We start from the raw sequence: 16,067 nt of genomic DNA on the forward strand, positions 1-16,067 counted from the left end.
CCGCTGCCGCAGGCTGCGATAAGGCCCGCAGGGCCTTCAAGGATCTCAAGAGCACGACCGCTTTGCGCTCGATCGCAGGCTTCGCCAGCGGCTACGGGGTCAGGGGGCGAGGCTCGAGGTGCTCTGGCCGACAGCCAGCCCGGCGCGGATCGCGGCCAGGGCGGCTTGGTAATAGGCCTTGCCTTCGGCGGACTCGGCGAAGTTGGCGAACTCTTCCAGCTCCGGATCGGACAGGTCGCGATAGACGTACAGCAAGGTGTTGTTCAGGTCGTTGCCGATTTGCGCCATCAGCCGCTGGCGCTGGCCGTTGAGCATGTTCTGGGCCTGGCCGGCGCCCAGCAGGCCGGGGATCATCTGGCTCAGGCTGTCGGCGGCCACGCCAGCGATCGCCAGGCTGACCTCGGCGCCGGCTTCACGGGCCGGCAGTGCCTGGGCGAGGTGGCCGATGATCAATTGACGGGTATCGCTGGCCTGCATCTTCGGCAAGCCCTGGGCATTTTTCGCCAGCTGGTCGCGGCGGGTTGCCAGCAGTTCGGCGGCGACGATCTTGCGCCCCAGCGGCGACTGGAAAAACGCCAGGGCCGGTTGCGGATCGGCGAGTTTCTGCCGCAGCTGCGCCTGGGCACGGCGGTCCATGGCCTGCGGTGCGAAGCGCTGGTTGCTGTTATTGACCAGCGCCTGATAGACCGCCGGCGGCAGGCTATTCTGATAACGCTGCTGGGCGGCGATAAGGGCATCGTTAAAATGCGCGCGTTGTTCCGGCCAGCCGGCGACCTTGTACAGCTGGTCATGGCCGTTTGCCCAGGCGGGCAATACACAGAACATCAACAGTGAAAAAAGCAAACGGCGCATAGGGACTCCTGTCGGCAGCCCACTATTCTCCGGGGCACGGCGATGGTTGTCGAGAATTCGTATCAGCTTCCGTGCGCAAACTGTCCGATCGGACGACGAACGCAAACAGCGCCAGGCTGCTTGGTCAGAATTCTCTCGCGGATCTGTCGGATTCATCTGGGTGTGGATACTATGCGCGCCATGCAAATACCCTCTGATCACCCGCTGCTGTTACGTATTGTCGATGACCTGGCCACCCGTGGCTGGTCGCAGCAGAACATCTTCCTGCCAGAAGCCCTGACCCTGGAGCTGGCGGCCGAGTGCCGTAAACGCGCGGCCGAAGGCGAGCTGGCGCCGGCGGCGGTTGGCCGTGGCCCGGCGCAGGAGATTCGCGAGGGTATTCGCGGCGATCACATCCAGTGGCTCGAGCCCGGCCAAGCCGACTGCTGCGATACCTACCTGGGGTTGATGGACAGCCTGCGCGAAGCCTTGAACCGCGGGCTGTTCCTCGGCCTGGAGGACTTCGAAAGCCATTTCGCCCTGTACCCGCCGGGAGCGTTCTACCTCAAGCACGTCGACCGTTTCCGCGACGATGACCGGCGCATGGTGTCGGCGGTGATCTACCTCAACCAGGACTGGCTGCCCGAGCAGGGCGGGCAGTTGCGCATGTATTTCGAAGGCGCGGCCGAGTACGACGTGGACCCCGCCGGCGGCCGGCTGGTGGTGTTCCTCTCCGGCGAGGTGCCCCATGAAGTCCTGCCCGCGACCCGGGAACGCCTGTCCCTGACGGGCTGGTTCCGTCGCCGTGGCAACGAGCCGTTCTGACCATGCACAAGATCCTCGTCAGTCGCTGCCTGCTGGGCCATCGCGTGCGTTACGACGGGGCTGCCAGCGGGCCGTTCGAGCAACTGGCGAGGTGGCAGGCCGAAGGCCGGGTGGTTGCGCTGTGCCCGGAAGTCGCCGGTGGCTTGCCGACGCCACGGGCGGCCGCGGAAATCCCCGGCGGGCAGGGCGGTGAAGTGCTCGATGGCTTGGCGCAGGTCATCACCAGCGAGGGCGAGGATGTCAGCGCCGAGTTCCTCAGCGGCGCCCGGCAGGCCCTGGAACTGGTGCGCCAACACGGGATCTGCATCGCCGTGCTCAAGGCCAACAGCCCGTCCTGCGGCAACCTGCTGACCTACGATGGCAGTTTCAGTGGGGTCAAGGTCAGCGGCGAGGGCGTCACCGCCGCCTTGCTCAAGCGGGCCGGGGTGCAGGTGTTCAGCGAGCTGGAACTGGCCGAGGCCGCCGCCGCGCTCGCGGCGCTTTAATACTCCTGTAGCCGCTGCCGCAGGCTGCGATCGGCCGGTACGGCCGTGGCGAACGTGATATCGCTGAGGTCCTGCGGACCTTTCGCAGCCTGCGGCAGCGGCTACAGCATCAAGGCTTGGGCGGCTTGCTCGCATCCATGCCGAACCATTTTTCCGACAACGCCATCAGCCGGCCATCGGCCTTGATGCGCTGCAGCGCGCCGTCGAGGCTCGCCTGGAACGCCGGATTGCCTTTCTGGAACGGGATCGCCAGGCTCAGCGTCGGCCCGACCTTGGCGCCTTCCTTCACCGGCAACTGACTGTCGCGAATGGCGTAGGGGATCAGCAGGCGGTCGCTGATGGCGGCGTCGAGCTGCTTGTCGGCCACGTCCTTGATGGGTTGCTGGGCGTTCGGGTAACTGCGCAGGTCGATGCCTTCAACGGTGCGGGCCTGCTCGACGAACTGGCTGCCCTGGGCCACGCCCAGCGCCTGGCCCTGGAGCGCCTGCAGGCTGCCCAGAGTGCGCTTTTCTTCCTTGCGCACGATCAACTGTGCGCTGGAATAACTGTAAGGTTCGCTGAAGTCGAAACGATCCTTGAGTTCCGGAGTCATTGCTACGTGATTGATGGCGATGTCGTAACGCCCGCTTTCGACGCCAGGCAGCAGGTCGGCGGCGTCGGCGACCACGAAGTCCGCCCGCACATCCAGTTCCCGGGCGAGCAGTTGGCCCAGCTCGACTTCGAAACCGGTGAGCTTGCCGTCTTCCTTGAAGTTGAAGGGTGGGGTGTTGGCTTCCAGGGCGATACGCAGTTCCCCGCGATCGTTCACGTCGTCGATCAATTCGGCTTGAGCGTAAGTGCTCACAAGAGGTAGCAAAAGTATCAGGCCAGGCAGGAAACGCATGGTCACTCCTTGAATTTATATGTGCGATGCGCTGTTCAGGCTCGCTTTGCTATGGTGTTGATTGCCCTTCGACAACGATATGCCACGAAGTTGTCATAACCGTACCGATTTTGCGGAAAAACTGGAGAATAGAATGAAAACCTTTATATCTCGTGCTGCGTTGACCGGCCTGCTGCTGGGGGTCTCGATGCTGGCTTCTGCGGATATGCCTCGCACCAAGGCGCCGGAAGGTGCATCCGTGTTCATCGTCACCCCGGTCAATGGCGATACCGTGGCCAAGACCTTCAAGGTCAAGTTCGGCGTCAGTGATATTTCCCTGGCTCCCGCCGGCGACCAGACTCCGCATACCGGGCACCACCACCTGCTGATCGACGTCGACAAGCTGCCGGCCGAGAACATGCCGATCCCGGCCGACGCCCAGCACATCCACTTCGGCAAGGCCCAGACCGAAACCGAAGTGACCCTGGCCCCGGGCAAGCACACCTTGCAGCTGGAGCTGGGCGACAAGAACCACGTGCCGTTCGACCCGCCGATCGTTTCGGAAAAGATCACCGTCATCGTCAAGTAATCGCGGGCGGCAAACAAAAAAGGGAGGCCCGAAGGCCTCCCTTTTTTATTGGCAACAAGCGCTTAGAACAGCACGCGGCTGCGGATGGTGCCGTTGACGTGTTGCAGCTTCTCTTGCGCCAGCTCCGAGTATTCGGCGTCGACGTCGATCACCACGTAGCCAACTTTCTCGTTGGTCTGCAGGAACTGACCGGAGATGTTGATGCCGTTTTCGGCGAAGACCTTGTTGATCTCGCTCATCACACCCGGGATGTTCTCGTGGATGTGCAGCAGGCGGTGCTTGCCAGGGTGAGCCGGCAGGGCCACTTCCGGGAAGTTCACGGACGATACCGAAGTACCGTTGTCGCTGTACTTGACCAGCTTCTCCGCCACTTCCAGGCCGATGTTGGCCTGGGCCTCGGCAGTCGAGCCGCCGATGTGCGGGGTCAGGATCACGTTGTCCAGGCCACGCAGCGGGCTTTCGAACTCTTCATCGTTGGAGCGTGGCTCCACCGGGAATACGTCGATGGCGGCGCCGATCAGGTGCTTGTCCTTGATCGCTGCAGCCAGGTGGTCCAGCTCGACCACGGTGCCGCGAGCGGCGTTGATCAGGATGCCGCCTTTCTTGATGGCGCGGATTTCCTTCTCGCCGATCATCCACTGGGTGGCAGCGGTTTCCGGAACGTGCAGGGTCACGATGTCGGACATGCCCAGCAGCTCGTGCAGGTTGCCGACCTGGGTGGCGTTACCCAGCGGCAGCTTGGTCACGGTGTCGTAGAAGAACACCTGCATCCCCAAGCCTTCGGCCAGGACCGACAGTTGGGTGCCGATCGAGCCGTAGCCGACGATACCCAGCTTCTTGCCACGGATCTCGAAGGAGTTGGCCGCGCTCTTGATCCAGCCGCCACGGTGGCAGGAGGCATTCTTCTCTGGGATACCGCGCAGCAGCAGGATTGCTTCGGCCAGCACCAGTTCGGCTACGGAACGGGTGTTGGAGTACGGCGCGTTGAACACGGCGATACCGCGCTCGCGAGCCGCGTCGAGGTCGACCTGGTTGGTGCCGATGCAGAAGCACCCTACGGCAACGAGCTTCTTAGCGTGATCGAAGATCTCTTCAGTCAGCTGGGTGCGGGAGCGAATGCCGATGAAGTGCGCATCGGCGATCTTTTCCTTGAGCTCGGCTTCCGGCAGAGAACCGGTGAGGTACTCGATACTGGTGTAGCCCGCGGCCTTGAGGACGTCGACAGCCGATTGGTGGACGCCTTCGAGAAGAAGGAACTTGATCTTGCTCTTATCGAGAGAAGTCTTGCTCATCTGCGTAAACCTGTGTCCCGGAGAAAAATGGCAGGAAATGGTCAACAGATGCTGACCCGGACGGCAGGAAAGCCGTCGCCGCAGAACGCCCTTCGGCACTATTCTGCGGGGGGCGTATGCTAGCATACGGACCCCGCGAAACACTCGTTCCTGCGACGTGAAGCGTTCTCAGGATGACCATGAATTGTTCGAGAGTTCTGTCGATGACCAATCCTGCGCTGATTGATGAGCTGAAGACTTTGGTCGAGGCCGGCAAAGTCCTCACCGATACCGACTCCCTCGATACATACGGCAAGGATTGGACCAAACACTTCGCCCCGGCGCCGAGCGCCATCGTCTTTCCCAAGACCATCGAGCAGGTCCAGGCCATCGTGCGCTGGGCCAACCGGCACCAGGTCGCGCTGGTGCCGTCCGGCGGCCGGACCGGCCTCTCGGCCGCTGCCGTGGCGGCCAATGGCGAGGTGGTGGTGTCGTTCGATTACATGAACCAGATTCTCGACCTGAACCTGACCGACCGCACCGCCGTTTGCCAGCCGGGCGTGGTGACCGCGCAGTTGCAGGACCTCGCCGAAGAAAACGGCCTGTATTACCCGGTGGACTTCGCTTCCGCCGGTTCCAGTCAGATTGGCGGCAATATCGGCACCAATGCCGGCGGGATCAAAGTGATTCGCTACGGCATGACCCGCAACTGGGTGGCCGGCATGAAGGTCGTTACCGGCAAGGGCGACCTGCTGGAGCTGAACAAGGACTTGATCAAGAACGCCACCGGCTATGACCTGCGCCAGCTGTTCATCGGCGCCGAGGGCACCCTGGGTTTCGTGGTCGAGGCCACCATGCGCCTGGAGCGTGCGCCGAAGAACCTCACGGCGATGGTGCTCGGCACTCCGGATTTCGACTCGATCATGCCGGTGTTGCACGCCTTCCACGGCAAGCTCGACCTGACCGCCTTCGAATTCTTCTCCGACAAGGCCCTGGCCAAGATCCTCGGGCGCGGTGACGTGCCGGCGCCGTTCGAGACCCAGTGCCCGTTCTATGTGCTGCTGGAGTTCGAAGCCATCAACGAGGATGTGGCCAACGACGCCCTGGCCACCTTCGAGCATTGCGTGGAACAGGGCTGGGTGCTCGACGGCGTGATGAGCCAGAGCGAGCAGCAACTGCAGAACCTGTGGAAACTGCGCGAATACATCTCCGAAACCATTTCCCACTGGACGCCGTACAAGAACGATATTTCGGTCACGGTATCGAAAGTTCCGGCGTTCCTGCGGGATATTGACGCGATCGTCGCCCAAAACTATCCGGACTTCGAAGTGGTCTGGTATGGCCACATTGGCGACGGCAACTTGCACCTGAACATCCTCAAGCCGGACAACCTGAGCAAGGACGAGTTCTTCGCCAAGTGCGCCACCGTGAACAAGTGGGTGTTCGAAACGGTCGAGAAATACAACGGCTCGATTTCCGCCGAGCATGGCGTGGGCATGACCAAGCGCGATTACCTGGTCTACAGCCGTTCGCCGGCGGAAATCGACTACATGAAGGCGGTCAAGGCGGTGTTCGACCCGAACGGCATCATGAACCCGGGCAAGATTTTCGCTGTGTGACCCAAGGGTCGATCCAGCAGCGGTACCTGATGAACCAAACGAGCAGGAGTCGGTAATGAGCTATCAGCACCAATATGTCGACGGTACCCGTATTCATTTTCCGGTCGGCAAGATCGTGTGCATCGGGCGCAACTATGCCGAGCACGCCAGGGAACTGGACAATCCGGTGCCGACCGAACCACTGCTGTTTATCAAGCCGGGCAGTTGCGTGGTGCCGCTCGAAGGCGGCTTTGCCATTCCTACCGAGCGCGGCTCCGTGCATTACGAGGCGGAAATCGCGGTATTGATCGGCAAGCCATTGTCGACCAAGCCCAGCCGCGAAGAAGTGCTGGATGCCATCTCCGGTTTCGCCCCGGCCCTGGACCTGACCCTGCGCGACAAGCAGGCCGAGCTCAAGGCCAAGGGGCTGCCCTGGGAAATCTCCAAGTGCTTCGATGGCGCCTGCGTGCTGGCGCCGTTCGTGGTCGGCAGTACCTTTCCCGACCTGGCGGATATCAATATTCGCCTGACCATCAACGGCGAAGTCCGTCAGGACGGCAACAGCAGCAACATGCTCAACCCGATCGTGCCGATGATCCAGTACATGGCCGGCTGCTTTTCCCTGCAGGCGGGCGACGTGATCCTGACCGGCACGCCGGTGGGCGTCGGCCCCTTGAATGTGGGTGACGAGCTGGTGCTGGAGCTGCCGGGCGTCAGCCGCTTCGAAAGTCGCGTGGGCTGACCCACCGGTTTTACCGCGAGGCCCGCCTGCAATGGGCGGGTCTCTCTAGCTAAATAAGATATTTCTGACGTTTTGCCGTTTTTTTCACACCCGGTCTGGATAATTTCCGGATTCCAGGCGTCTGAGCCTGCCCCGATGTGCTATTACCCATAGCTGGTTTTCTGGAACGCTCCCCATGTCCACGCCTCACACCCCCGAGCTTCAAACTGTTCGCCGCCGTGGCCTGTTCGCCATGCGCTGGTACTCCTGGCTGCTGCTGACGGGCGTGGTGATGTATGGCATTTCGATCGCCATGCATTGGGATGATCGTGGCCTGCTCTGGGTGCTGGAAGGCTTCGAAACGCCGACCGAGCGCAAGGAAAGTGTCTGGCTGCCGGATTACCGCGCGGTCATCGATGCCAAGGTGCTGCCGGGCATGGAAGAAGACGAGGCCTCCGACCTGACCTACAACCCGCAGACCAAGACGCTGTTTTCGGTGATGGGCAAGAACCCGTTCCTGGTCGAGCTGAACCTGCAGGGCGATGTGCTGCGCAAGATGCCGCTGGTGGGCTGGAGCAATCCGGAAGGGGTGACCGTCATGGAAAACGGCCTGCTGGGGATTGTCGATGAGCGCGATCACCTGCTGACCATCGTCAAGGTGGATGCCAACACCCGCGAGCTGAATATTTCCGACTTCCCGCAATACGACCTGGGCCCTTCGCCGGACCAGAACAAGGCGTTCGAAGCCGTGGCCTGGGACCCGCGCAAGCAGCAGTTGCTGCTTGGCGAGGAGCGTCCACCGGCGCTGTTCACCTGGAGCAGCGATGGCAGCCAGACCCTCAAGGGCGACAAGCAGAAGCTGGAAAGCGATGAGCTGGACCTGCGCAACCTGTCTGCCCTGAACATCGATCCGCGCACCGGCCATACCCTGGTGCTGTCCTCCAACTCGCACATGCTGCTGGAATTGGACGAAACCGGCGAGCAGGTGAGCTTCATGACATTGCTGGGCGGTTTCAACGGTCTGAAAGGCACCATTCCGCGGGCCGAGGGCGTGGCCATGGACGATCAGGGCAACCTGTATATGGTCAGCGAGCCCAACCTGTTTTATCGCTTCGAGAAGCACTGAATCAGAAGTGTCTGCTGGCAAAAAGCCGTAAATCCGACATACGCCCGCTGCGATTAAGTTTAAATTCATCCAGTCGTGATATTTCATCCGCCTGATTTGTATTTTTGAGCTTGCCAGCATGTACCGACTCGCTTATCCCAAACCGCTGTTCCTCCTCCTTTGTTTTCTCGTGCTGGTGCTGCTGGGCGTTGCCGCGCAGCACCACCGCTATTTCGAACGCCTGTGGTTCAACTGGCGGGTCATGTCACAACCGGTCAACACCGATGCCATTGGCCTTGATGACTATCGGGTGACCCTCGAAGCGCAAAAGATCGAAGGCCTGGATGACGTCTCTGCCTTGACCTACGACCCGGTGCGCAAAAGCCTGTTCACCGTGACCAACAAGAATTCCGAGCTGATCGAGCTGTCGCTCGACGGGCGCATTCTGCGGCGCATCGCCCTGACCGGTTTCGGCGATCCGGAGGCGGTCGAGTTCATCAGCGCCGACACCTATGTGATCACCGACGAGCGCCAGCAGCGGCTGATCAAGATTCATCTGGAAGAAGACACAGTGTTCCTCGACGCCGCGGACGCGGAGCAAATGACCCTCGGCGTGCACATGAGCGGCAACAAGGGGTTCGAGGGCCTGGCCTACGATTCGGTGGGCAAGCGCCTGTTCGTCGCCAAGGAGCGCGACCCGATGCTGATCTACGAGGTCAAGGGCTTCCCGCACTACGACCCGGAGAAGTCCTACGCGGTGCATGTGGTCAACAACCCCAAGCGCGACGCCGGGCTGTTCGTGCGTGACCTGTCCAGCCTGCAATACGACGAGCGTACCGGGCATCTGCTGGCGCTCTCGGATGAGTCTTGGCTGGTGCTGGAGCTGGATGTGGATGGCCGGCCCCTGAGCACCATGTCGCTGCGCAAGGGGCGGCAAGGGTTGCAGGCGACGGTGCCGCAAGCCGAAGGCATTGCCATGGACGACGACGGCACCCTGTACCTGGTCAGTGAGCCGAACCTGTTCTACGTCTTCAAGAAGCCCGCCCAGTAACCCTGTAGCCCTGTAGCCGCTGCCGAGCCCGCGAGGCTGCGCCCGGGCGCGCAGCGGCCGTAAACCCGGCAACCCCCATCCTCCCAGACACTCCGCATGCACCGGATCGGCGAGGACTGCGTCCTCGATCGCAGCCTCGCAAGCTCGGCAGCGGCTACAAGGATCGGTTACAGGCTAGCGCTTAAAACTGCCACTGCACGCCGAGGGAATAGCCGGTCTGGCTGCCTTCGGCATGACCGAGCCGGCCGTTGACCTCGGCATACAGCCCCAACTGCGGCGTGATCGCCAGTTGGCTGCCGAGCTGGGCACGACCGAAGCTCTTGTCCACGCCGCCCAGGCGGGCCACGCGAACCTGATCGTCGGCGTGGCTGGTCAGGTCCAGGTCGTCCAGGCGGCCATCGCCCAATTCCTTGACCCAGGCCAGATCGCCGTACGGCAGCAGGCTCATGCCGTAAGGCAAGGCCACGGCGCCGCGAACGCGCCAGCCGAGGCTGGCTTCCAGCGAATCGAACGACTGCTCCTCATAACTCAAGGCCGTGCGCAGGTCCTGCTTCTCGTGGAACTGGTCGATACGGTAGTGGGTGTAATCCAGGCCGGCGAACGGGCCGCTCTTGATCGCGCCGAAGTCGAAGTCGTAACCGCCGAGCAGACGAGCACCCAGGGTCAGGGCGTCGGTGTCGCCCGTGAGTTTCTGGTTCAGCAGCACCGGGCCGCCGTTGGCCTGGATCACCAGGTTGCGCTTGGATTCGAAGCGTGTGCGCCCCACGCTCAGGTCGCCGGCCAGCCATTGCGGGCCGCCGTCGTTGAGCAAGGCATAAACCGCGGCCTGCCAGGTGTCGCTGTCGAGTTCGCCGCGGTGCTCGAGTTCGTCGCGGCCGTTCTGGTAACTGAGGCTGGCGCCGATGTTTAGGCTCGAACTGAGCTGATAGTCGCCCAGGGCATGCACCCCCAGCCGACGCGCCTCGGGATTGGGCGCGCTGTCGAAACCGCTGTCGGGGCTGTATTCGCCGTCGATGCCGATTTCCCCGTCGAAGCTGCCGACTTCCCGGCCCATCGCCTGCAAGGTCAGCCAGCGCCGGTCGTGCAGCCGCACCATGGCCTGATGCTGGCGTTGCAGATGGTCCTGCTGGTTGCGCGCCACGGCGCCGCCGGAAGCGGTGGAGGCCAGCAGGTCGGCATTGGTCAGTTCCAGCACCAGGCGGCTGAGCAGGCGCGAATAATCGCGCAGGCGCTGGTCGATACGCTCCTGGCCAAAGGCGTTGGTCAGCACGGTTTGATTGTCCTCGGCGGGATCGTGCCAGGTGGAGCCGCCGGGGATGGCCGGGTTGGTGGTCTGGGTGTAGCCGTCCAGGTCGCCGATTTCCCAGTTGGTGGCCTCGACATAGAGAATCGGGATGTTCAGCTCTTCAAAGGCTTCGCCGTCGCTGCAGCAGCCGGTGCCGGCGGGATACGCCGGGTCCAGGCCGGGGTTGGTGAACAGGTCGATCCGCAGTTCCCGGGCGATCTGCAAGGTGTGTTCGCGCAGGGAGGCCAGGGCCGGGTTGGCGCTGCTGTTTTGTCCGGCGTGGGCATACATCATGTCGCCGGTGATCAGGCTGTCGAGGTTGATCATGGCCAGCATGTTGGCGCGCTGGCTGGCGCTGAGCGAGTCGACGAACGCCTTGGAGCCACGCAAGCCTTCCTCTTCGGCGCCGAAGCCGACCACCTGCAGGCCGTTTTCCAGTTGCAGCCCGCCAAGGTTGCGGGCGATCTCGGTCAGCACGCTGGCGCCGGAGCCGTTGTCGTCCAGGCCTTGCAGGGCAGGGCGGCCGAAATAGGTATCGAAATGCGCGCCGACCACCACGTATTGCGGCTTGGTCCCGGCAGCGTAGGCCACCACGTTTTGCGAGCTGCGGCTGTTGCCGCCGGCAGTCCAGGAAAAGTCCTGGCGGCTGATGTCGTAGGCGCTGCCCATCTGGCTCTGCATCCAGTCGGCGGCACCGGCGAAGTTGGCGGTGCCACGATAGCGGCCGGGGTAGTCGTTGATCAGTTTGTCGAGGGTGGTGGCCGCGTGTTCGCCATATTCATAGGTGAGGGCCTGGGTGGACAGCAAAACGCTGGCGAGACTGACGGCAAGCGTGAGGGGCTTGAGCACGGGGATCTTCCTTGAGAGATGAAAAACGGGAGCAGTTGCACAATGCGCGCCTCATTCCTTGGGCGACCCTGTATTGGCGCATTGCTTAAATCGAACGTCGCCTGGCGGTAATTTGTAACGGATTTGATACCGCAAGTCGTGGGCCGGATTGAGACCTGGTGCGCGAATCCGGATATTTCTGCGGCGAAATGCTGCGAAAAGTAGCAGTAGTGGCGAAGTTGGTGCGGGAGGGAGGAGCGGGACGGGATGGCGCACGGCCTTTTCGCCCCCGCCATTGCGGCAGGGGCGAAAACTGGAACATCAGGCGGTGAGGGTCTTCACGCCTTCGCGGGTGCCCAGCAGCAGCACGTCGGCCGGACGGGCGGCGAACAGGCCGTTGGTGACCACGCCGACAATCGCGTTGATCTGCGCTTCCAGCTCCACGGGATTGGTGATCTGCATGTTGTGCACATCGAGAATGATGTTGCCGTTATCGGTGATCACGCCTTCGCGGTAGACCGGGTCGCCGCCCAGCTTCACCAACTCGCGGGCCACGTGGCTGCGGGCCATCGGGATCACTTCCACCGGCAGCGGGAAGGCGCCCAGCACCGGCACCAGCTTGCTGGCGTCGGCGATGCAGATGAAGGTCTTGGCCACTGCCGCGACGATCTTCTCGCGGGTCAGGGCCGCGCCGCCGCCCTTGATCAGGTGCAGGTGCTCGTCGCTTTCGTCGGCGCCGTCGATGTAGAACTCCAGGTCACTGACGGTGTTCAGTTCATACACCGGGATCCCGTGGCCCTTGAGGCGCGCCGCGGTGGCTTCGGAGCTGGCGACCGCGCCATCGAAGGCGGCCTTGTGCTGGGCCAGGGCGTCGATGAAGCAGTTGGCGGTGGAGCCGGTGCCGACCCCGACGATGCTCTTGTCATCGAGTTTCGGGAGGATAAGGTCGACGGCAGCCTGGGCCACGGCCTGTTTGAGTTGATCCTGGGTCATGCGGGCTCCGGAAGCGGGCAAGGAGGGAACGGAAAGGCCGGCATTATAGGCCTGGCGATGGGGAAGGTCATTGCCCGATTGGCGGGTCAAATGCACGCTCCAGGCAGCTGATTAACTGCAGGAGCGAGGCTTGCCCGCGAAGAGGTCGTCACATCCAGCATAAATATTGGCAGTAAGATCGCTGTCGCGGGCAAGCCGCGCTCCTACAGGTGTGGTCGCTCGGGCAAACGCTGGGTTAGACTCGCTGGCCCTGCCCAACCCGCTCAGTGATGCTTTCCGATGCTCGAACAGTACGTCAAAAAGATCCTCACCTCGCGCGTTTATGACGTTGCCGTAGAAACCCCGTTGCAGACTGCCCGCCAGCTCTCCGAGCGGCTGGGCAATCAGGTCTGGCTCAAGCGCGAAGACTTGCAGCCGGTGTTCTCGTTCAAGATCCGCGGTGCCTACAACAAGCTGACCCAGCTCAGCGATGCGGAGCGCGCCCGTGGCGTGGTCACCGCGTCGGCTGGCAACCATGCCCAGGGCCTGGCCCTGGCGGCCAAGGTGCTGGGGGTGAAGGCGACCATCGTGATGCCCAAGACCACCCCGGAAATCAAGGTCGAAGGCGTGCGTTCGCGTGGCGGCAAAGTGGTGCTGCACGGCGATTCCTTTCCGGAAGCCCTGGCTTATTCGCTGAAGCTGGTGGATGAAAAAGGCTACGTCTATATCCATCCGTACGACGATCCGCACACCATTGCCGGGCAGGGCACCGTGGCGATGGAGATCCTGCGCCAGCACCCCGGGCAGCTGGATGCGATCTTCGTGCCGGTCGGCGGCGGTGGCCTGATCGCCGGGATCGCCGCCTACGTCAAATACCTGCGGCCGGAAATCAAGATCATCGGCGTCGAGCCGGACGACTCCAACTGCCTGCAAGCGGCGATGGCCGCCGGCGAGCGCGTGGTGCTGCCGACCGTGGGCCTGTTTGCCGATGGCGTCGCCGTGGCGCAGATCGGCCAGCACACCTTCGACATCTGCAAGAACTATGTGGATGAAGTGATCACCGTCACCACCGACGAGATCTGCGCGGCGATCAAGGATATCTACGACGACACCCGCTCCATCACCGAGCCGGCGGGCGCCCTGGGCGTGGCCGGGATCAAGAAGTACGTCGAGCAGCGCGGTGTCAGCGGGCAGACCCTGGTGGCCATCGACTCCGGCGCCAACGTCAACTTCGACCGCCTGCGCCACGTCGCCGAGCGCGCCGAGCTGGGCGAGGGCCGCGAAGCCATCATCGCCGTGACCATTCCGGAGAAGCCGGGCAGCTTCAAGGCGTTCTGCGAAGCCATTGGCAAGCGCCAGATCACCGAATTCAACTACCGCTACCACACCGGCAGCGAAGCGCACATCTTCGTGGGCGTGCAGACCCATCCGGAAAACGATCCGCGCAGCGCACTGATCGCCAGCCTGTCCGAACAGGGCTTCCCGGTGACCGACCTGACCGACAACGAACTGGCCAAGCTGCATATTCGCCACATGGTCGGTGGCCATGCGGTGCGGGTCAGCGACGAAGTGGTGTTCCGCTTCGAGTTCCCGGAGCGTCCGGGCGCGCTGTTCAACTTCCTCAACAAGCTGGGCGGGCGCTGGAACATCTCGATGTTCCATTACCGTAACCATGGCGCGGCCGATGGCCGGGTGGTCGCGGGCCTGCAAGTGCCGGCGAACGAGCGCCACCTGGTGCCGGCGGCGCTGGCGGAAATCGGTTACCCGTACTGGGACGAGAGTGATAACCCGGCGTATCAGCTGTTCCTCGGCTGAACGGCTACGCTGGTGGGCAAGGCCTCAAGGAGTCGATTACATGGAAACGCTGAACGTCCTCAAAACCGTCCATATCCTGGCCACCGTGTTGCTGCTGGGCAGCGCGCTGGGGCTGGGAGGCTGGGTCTGGCGCGCTCGCGGCAAGGGCGACACGAGCATCTATGGCCGGTTGTTGCGCCGGCCCCTGGTGTTCGTCTGGCTGCTGCTGGTGATTTGCCTGGCCAGTCTGCCGTTCAGTGGCTGGTGGCTGGTGCACCTGACGGGCTGGTCGCTGGGGCAGACCTGGATCCTGGCGTCCAGCGTGATCTACACCGTCGGAGCCTTGAGCTGTTTCTGGCTGCTGGCGCGGCTCAATCGCGTGCGGATGGCCGCGGGCGTGGGCAATCCGAAGTTCACCCTGGCGCTGGCGGTGTTCAGCTTCGTGTGCTTTTTCGCCATTGCCGGGTTGATGGGCGCCAAGCCGGCCTGATCGGCATTTAGCCTGTTGCCGCGAACCAGCGTGTGCCTGCAGAGATTGCTGTAGACGCACGCTGGCTCGCGATGGTTTCCTCAATCGCGCAGGCTGATCACCGGCCAGCCAAGCTGCTCGGCCTTCGCCCGCAGGTTCGGGTCCGGATCCACCGCGATCGGGTTCGCTACCAACTCCAGCAACGGCAAGTCATTCATCGAGTCGCTATAGAAGTAGCTGTCTTGCAGGCTATGACCGGTTTCCTCGAGCCAGCGAGTCAGGCGGGTGACCTTGCCTTCGCGAAAGCACGGGACGTCGGTGCTGCGGCCGGTGTAGCGGCCGTCCTGCATCTCGCACTCGGTGGCGATCAGGGTTTCCACGCCCAGGCGTTCGGCGATCGGCGCGGTGACGAAGCGGTTGGTGGCGGTGATGATCACCAGCTTGTCGCCGGCGGCCTTGTGCTTGGCCAGCAGTTGCGCGGCCTTGGGCAGCAGCAGCGGCTCGATGCAGTCGCGCATGTAGTCGCGGTGCCATTGGTCGAGCACGTCCATCTCGGTGCGGCCGAGAATTTCCAGGCAGAAGTTCAGGTACGCCGCATTGTCGAGCTTGCCGGCCAGGTAGTCCTGGTAGAACTCGTCGTTGCGGGCCTTGTAGGTGACGGCGTCGAGGAAGCCTCGTTCGCACAGGTAGTCGCCCCAGGCGTGGTCACTGTCGCCGCCCAGAAGGGTGTTGTCCAAGTCGAATAAAGCCAGGCGCATCACGGTTACTCGCTGATAAGTCTGAAAAAAGGCGATCAGAATACGGTCTTTTCACAAGAGTGCACATAAGGTAGGAAGCCTCGTTGCTGCTTTCACAACCTTTGTGGAACAATGCGGCGACATGCGTTTGCGAGGTTGTTGCCGTGATCGACCCCGATGGTTTCCGCCCCAATGTCGGGATCATTCTGACGAATGATGCCGGCCAGGTGCTATGGGCTCGCCGTATCAATCAAGATGCCTGGCAGTTTCCGCAAGGGGGGATCAACCCCGAAGAAACACCGGAAGACGCTCTGTACCGCGAGTTGAACGAAGAAGTAGGCCTGGAGCGCGAAGATGTGCAAATTCTCGCCTGTACCCGGGGCTGGTTGCGCTATCGTTTGCCGCAACGCCTGGTCCGTACCCACAGCCAGCCGCTGTGCATCGGCCAGAAACAGAAATGGTTTCTCCTGCGCCTGATCTCCAACGAGCAGCGGGTGCGGATGGATTTGACCGGTAAACCGGAGTTCGATGGCTGGCGCTGGGTCAGTTATTGGTATCCGTTGGGCCAGGTGGTGACATTCAAGCGCGAGGTTTATCGCCGCGCTCTCAAAGAGCTTGCCCCGCGCCTTCTAGCGCGCGACTGA

16 protein-coding genes are annotated in these 16,067 nt (G+C 62.6%); 10 read left to right on the top strand and 6 right to left on the bottom strand.

Features of this window, described 5'->3' with window-relative positions:
- Positions 1 to 99: 99 nt before the first annotated feature.
- Entirely contained in the window at positions 100 to 852 is a 753-nt protein-coding gene (locus BLV20_RS05835) for a DUF2059 domain-containing protein (protein ID WP_092298215.1), read from the bottom strand.
- Positions 853 to 1,023: 171 nt separating this feature from the next.
- On the opposite strand from BLV20_RS05835, the gene BLV20_RS05840 reads away from it, so the two are divergent.
- Positions 1,024 to 1,656, top strand: a complete 633-nt coding sequence (locus BLV20_RS05840; RefSeq protein ID WP_092298218.1) for a 2OG-Fe(II) oxygenase — start codon at positions 1,024 to 1,026, stop codon at positions 1,654 to 1,656.
- Positions 1,657 to 1,658: 2 nt separating this feature from the next.
- Positions 1,659 to 2,141, top strand: coding sequence for a 2-thiouracil desulfurase family protein (locus BLV20_RS05845; protein ID WP_092298221.1), 483 nt, complete (start codon positions 1,659 to 1,661; stop codon positions 2,139 to 2,141).
- Between the two features lie 109 nt (positions 2,142 to 2,250).
- On the opposite strand, the gene BLV20_RS05850 is transcribed toward BLV20_RS05845, so the two are convergent.
- Positions 2,251 to 3,024 carry a transporter substrate-binding domain-containing protein gene (locus BLV20_RS05850; protein ID WP_092298224.1) on the bottom strand — a complete coding sequence of 258 codons (774 nt, stop codon included), beginning with the start codon at positions 3,022 to 3,024 and terminating at the stop codon, positions 2,251 to 2,253.
- A 133-nt stretch (positions 3,025 to 3,157) separates the two neighbouring features.
- Between BLV20_RS05850 and BLV20_RS05855 the strand changes: the two genes are divergently transcribed.
- Positions 3,158 to 3,592, top strand: coding sequence for a DUF4399 domain-containing protein (locus tag BLV20_RS05855; protein ID WP_092298227.1), 435 nt, complete (start codon positions 3,158 to 3,160; stop codon positions 3,590 to 3,592).
- Positions 3,593 to 3,654: 62 nt separating this feature from the next.
- Here the strand turns inward: BLV20_RS05855 and serA are convergent, their stop codons facing one another.
- The gene (gene serA, locus BLV20_RS05860) at positions 3,655 to 4,884 is read right to left on the bottom strand and encodes a phosphoglycerate dehydrogenase (protein WP_092298230.1); all 1,230 of its coding nucleotides are present in this window, start codon (positions 4,882 to 4,884) and stop codon (positions 3,655 to 3,657) included.
- 203 nt (positions 4,885 to 5,087) lie between these two features.
- Between serA and BLV20_RS05865 the strand changes: the two genes are divergently transcribed.
- The 4 genes from BLV20_RS05865 to BLV20_RS05880 all read left to right on the top strand — a co-directional run bounded on the left by BLV20_RS05865 (position 5,088) and on the right by BLV20_RS05880 (position 9,338).
- A complete protein-coding gene (locus tag BLV20_RS05865; protein ID WP_092298233.1) occupies positions 5,088 to 6,482 on the top strand; it encodes an FAD-binding oxidoreductase in 1,395 nt (464 codons plus the stop codon).
- Between the two features lie 55 nt (positions 6,483 to 6,537).
- Positions 6,538 to 7,203: a fumarylacetoacetate hydrolase family protein gene (locus tag BLV20_RS05870; RefSeq protein WP_092298235.1), complete on the top strand. Its 666-nt coding sequence runs from the start codon at positions 6,538 to 6,540 to the stop codon at positions 7,201 to 7,203.
- Positions 7,204 to 7,378: 175 nt separating this feature from the next.
- A complete protein-coding gene (locus BLV20_RS05875; RefSeq protein WP_092298238.1) occupies positions 7,379 to 8,308 on the top strand; it encodes an SdiA-regulated domain-containing protein in 930 nt (309 codons plus the stop codon).
- Between the two features lie 118 nt (positions 8,309 to 8,426).
- Positions 8,427 to 9,338 carry an SdiA-regulated domain-containing protein gene (locus tag BLV20_RS05880; RefSeq protein ID WP_092298241.1) on the top strand — a complete coding sequence of 304 codons (912 nt, stop codon included), beginning with the start codon at positions 8,427 to 8,429 and terminating at the stop codon, positions 9,336 to 9,338.
- 181 nt (positions 9,339 to 9,519) lie between these two features.
- Here the strand turns inward: BLV20_RS05880 and BLV20_RS05885 are convergent, their stop codons facing one another.
- Together BLV20_RS05885 and rpiA are read right to left on the bottom strand one after the other, a co-directional pair.
- Entirely contained in the window at positions 9,520 to 11,472 is a 1,953-nt protein-coding gene (locus BLV20_RS05885) for an autotransporter domain-containing protein (RefSeq protein WP_092298244.1), read from the bottom strand.
- A gap of 300 nt (positions 11,473 to 11,772) precedes the next feature.
- Complete coding sequence (gene rpiA, locus BLV20_RS05890) at positions 11,773 to 12,444, bottom strand: ribose-5-phosphate isomerase RpiA (protein ID WP_092298247.1); 672 nt, start codon at positions 12,442 to 12,444, stop codon at positions 11,773 to 11,775.
- Between the two features lie 279 nt (positions 12,445 to 12,723).
- Between rpiA and ilvA the strand changes: the two genes are divergently transcribed.
- The gene (gene ilvA / locus BLV20_RS05895) at positions 12,724 to 14,238 is read left to right on the top strand and encodes a threonine ammonia-lyase, biosynthetic (protein ID WP_092298250.1); all 1,515 of its coding nucleotides are present in this window, start codon (positions 12,724 to 12,726) and stop codon (positions 14,236 to 14,238) included.
- A gap of 40 nt (positions 14,239 to 14,278) precedes the next feature.
- Positions 14,279 to 14,707 carry a DUF2269 family protein gene (locus tag BLV20_RS05900; RefSeq protein WP_092298253.1) on the top strand — a complete coding sequence of 143 codons (429 nt, stop codon included), beginning with the start codon at positions 14,279 to 14,281 and terminating at the stop codon, positions 14,705 to 14,707.
- Positions 14,708 to 14,787: 80 nt separating this feature from the next.
- On the opposite strand, the gene BLV20_RS05905 is transcribed toward BLV20_RS05900, so the two are convergent.
- The gene (locus BLV20_RS05905; RefSeq protein ID WP_092298256.1) at positions 14,788 to 15,444 is read right to left on the bottom strand and encodes a histidinol-phosphatase; all 657 of its coding nucleotides are present in this window, start codon (positions 15,442 to 15,444) and stop codon (positions 14,788 to 14,790) included.
- A gap of 143 nt (positions 15,445 to 15,587) precedes the next feature.
- Here BLV20_RS05905 and BLV20_RS05910 point away from each other — a divergent pair, with 143 nt between their 5' ends.
- On the top strand, positions 15,588 to 16,067 hold the full coding sequence (locus BLV20_RS05910) for an RNA pyrophosphohydrolase (protein ID WP_007927344.1): 480 nt from the start codon (positions 15,588 to 15,590) through the stop codon (positions 16,065 to 16,067).

This window comes from Pseudomonas sp. NFIX28, assembly GCF_900107395.1.
In the GTDB taxonomy this organism is placed as follows: domain Bacteria; phylum Pseudomonadota; class Gammaproteobacteria; order Pseudomonadales; family Pseudomonadaceae; genus Aquipseudomonas.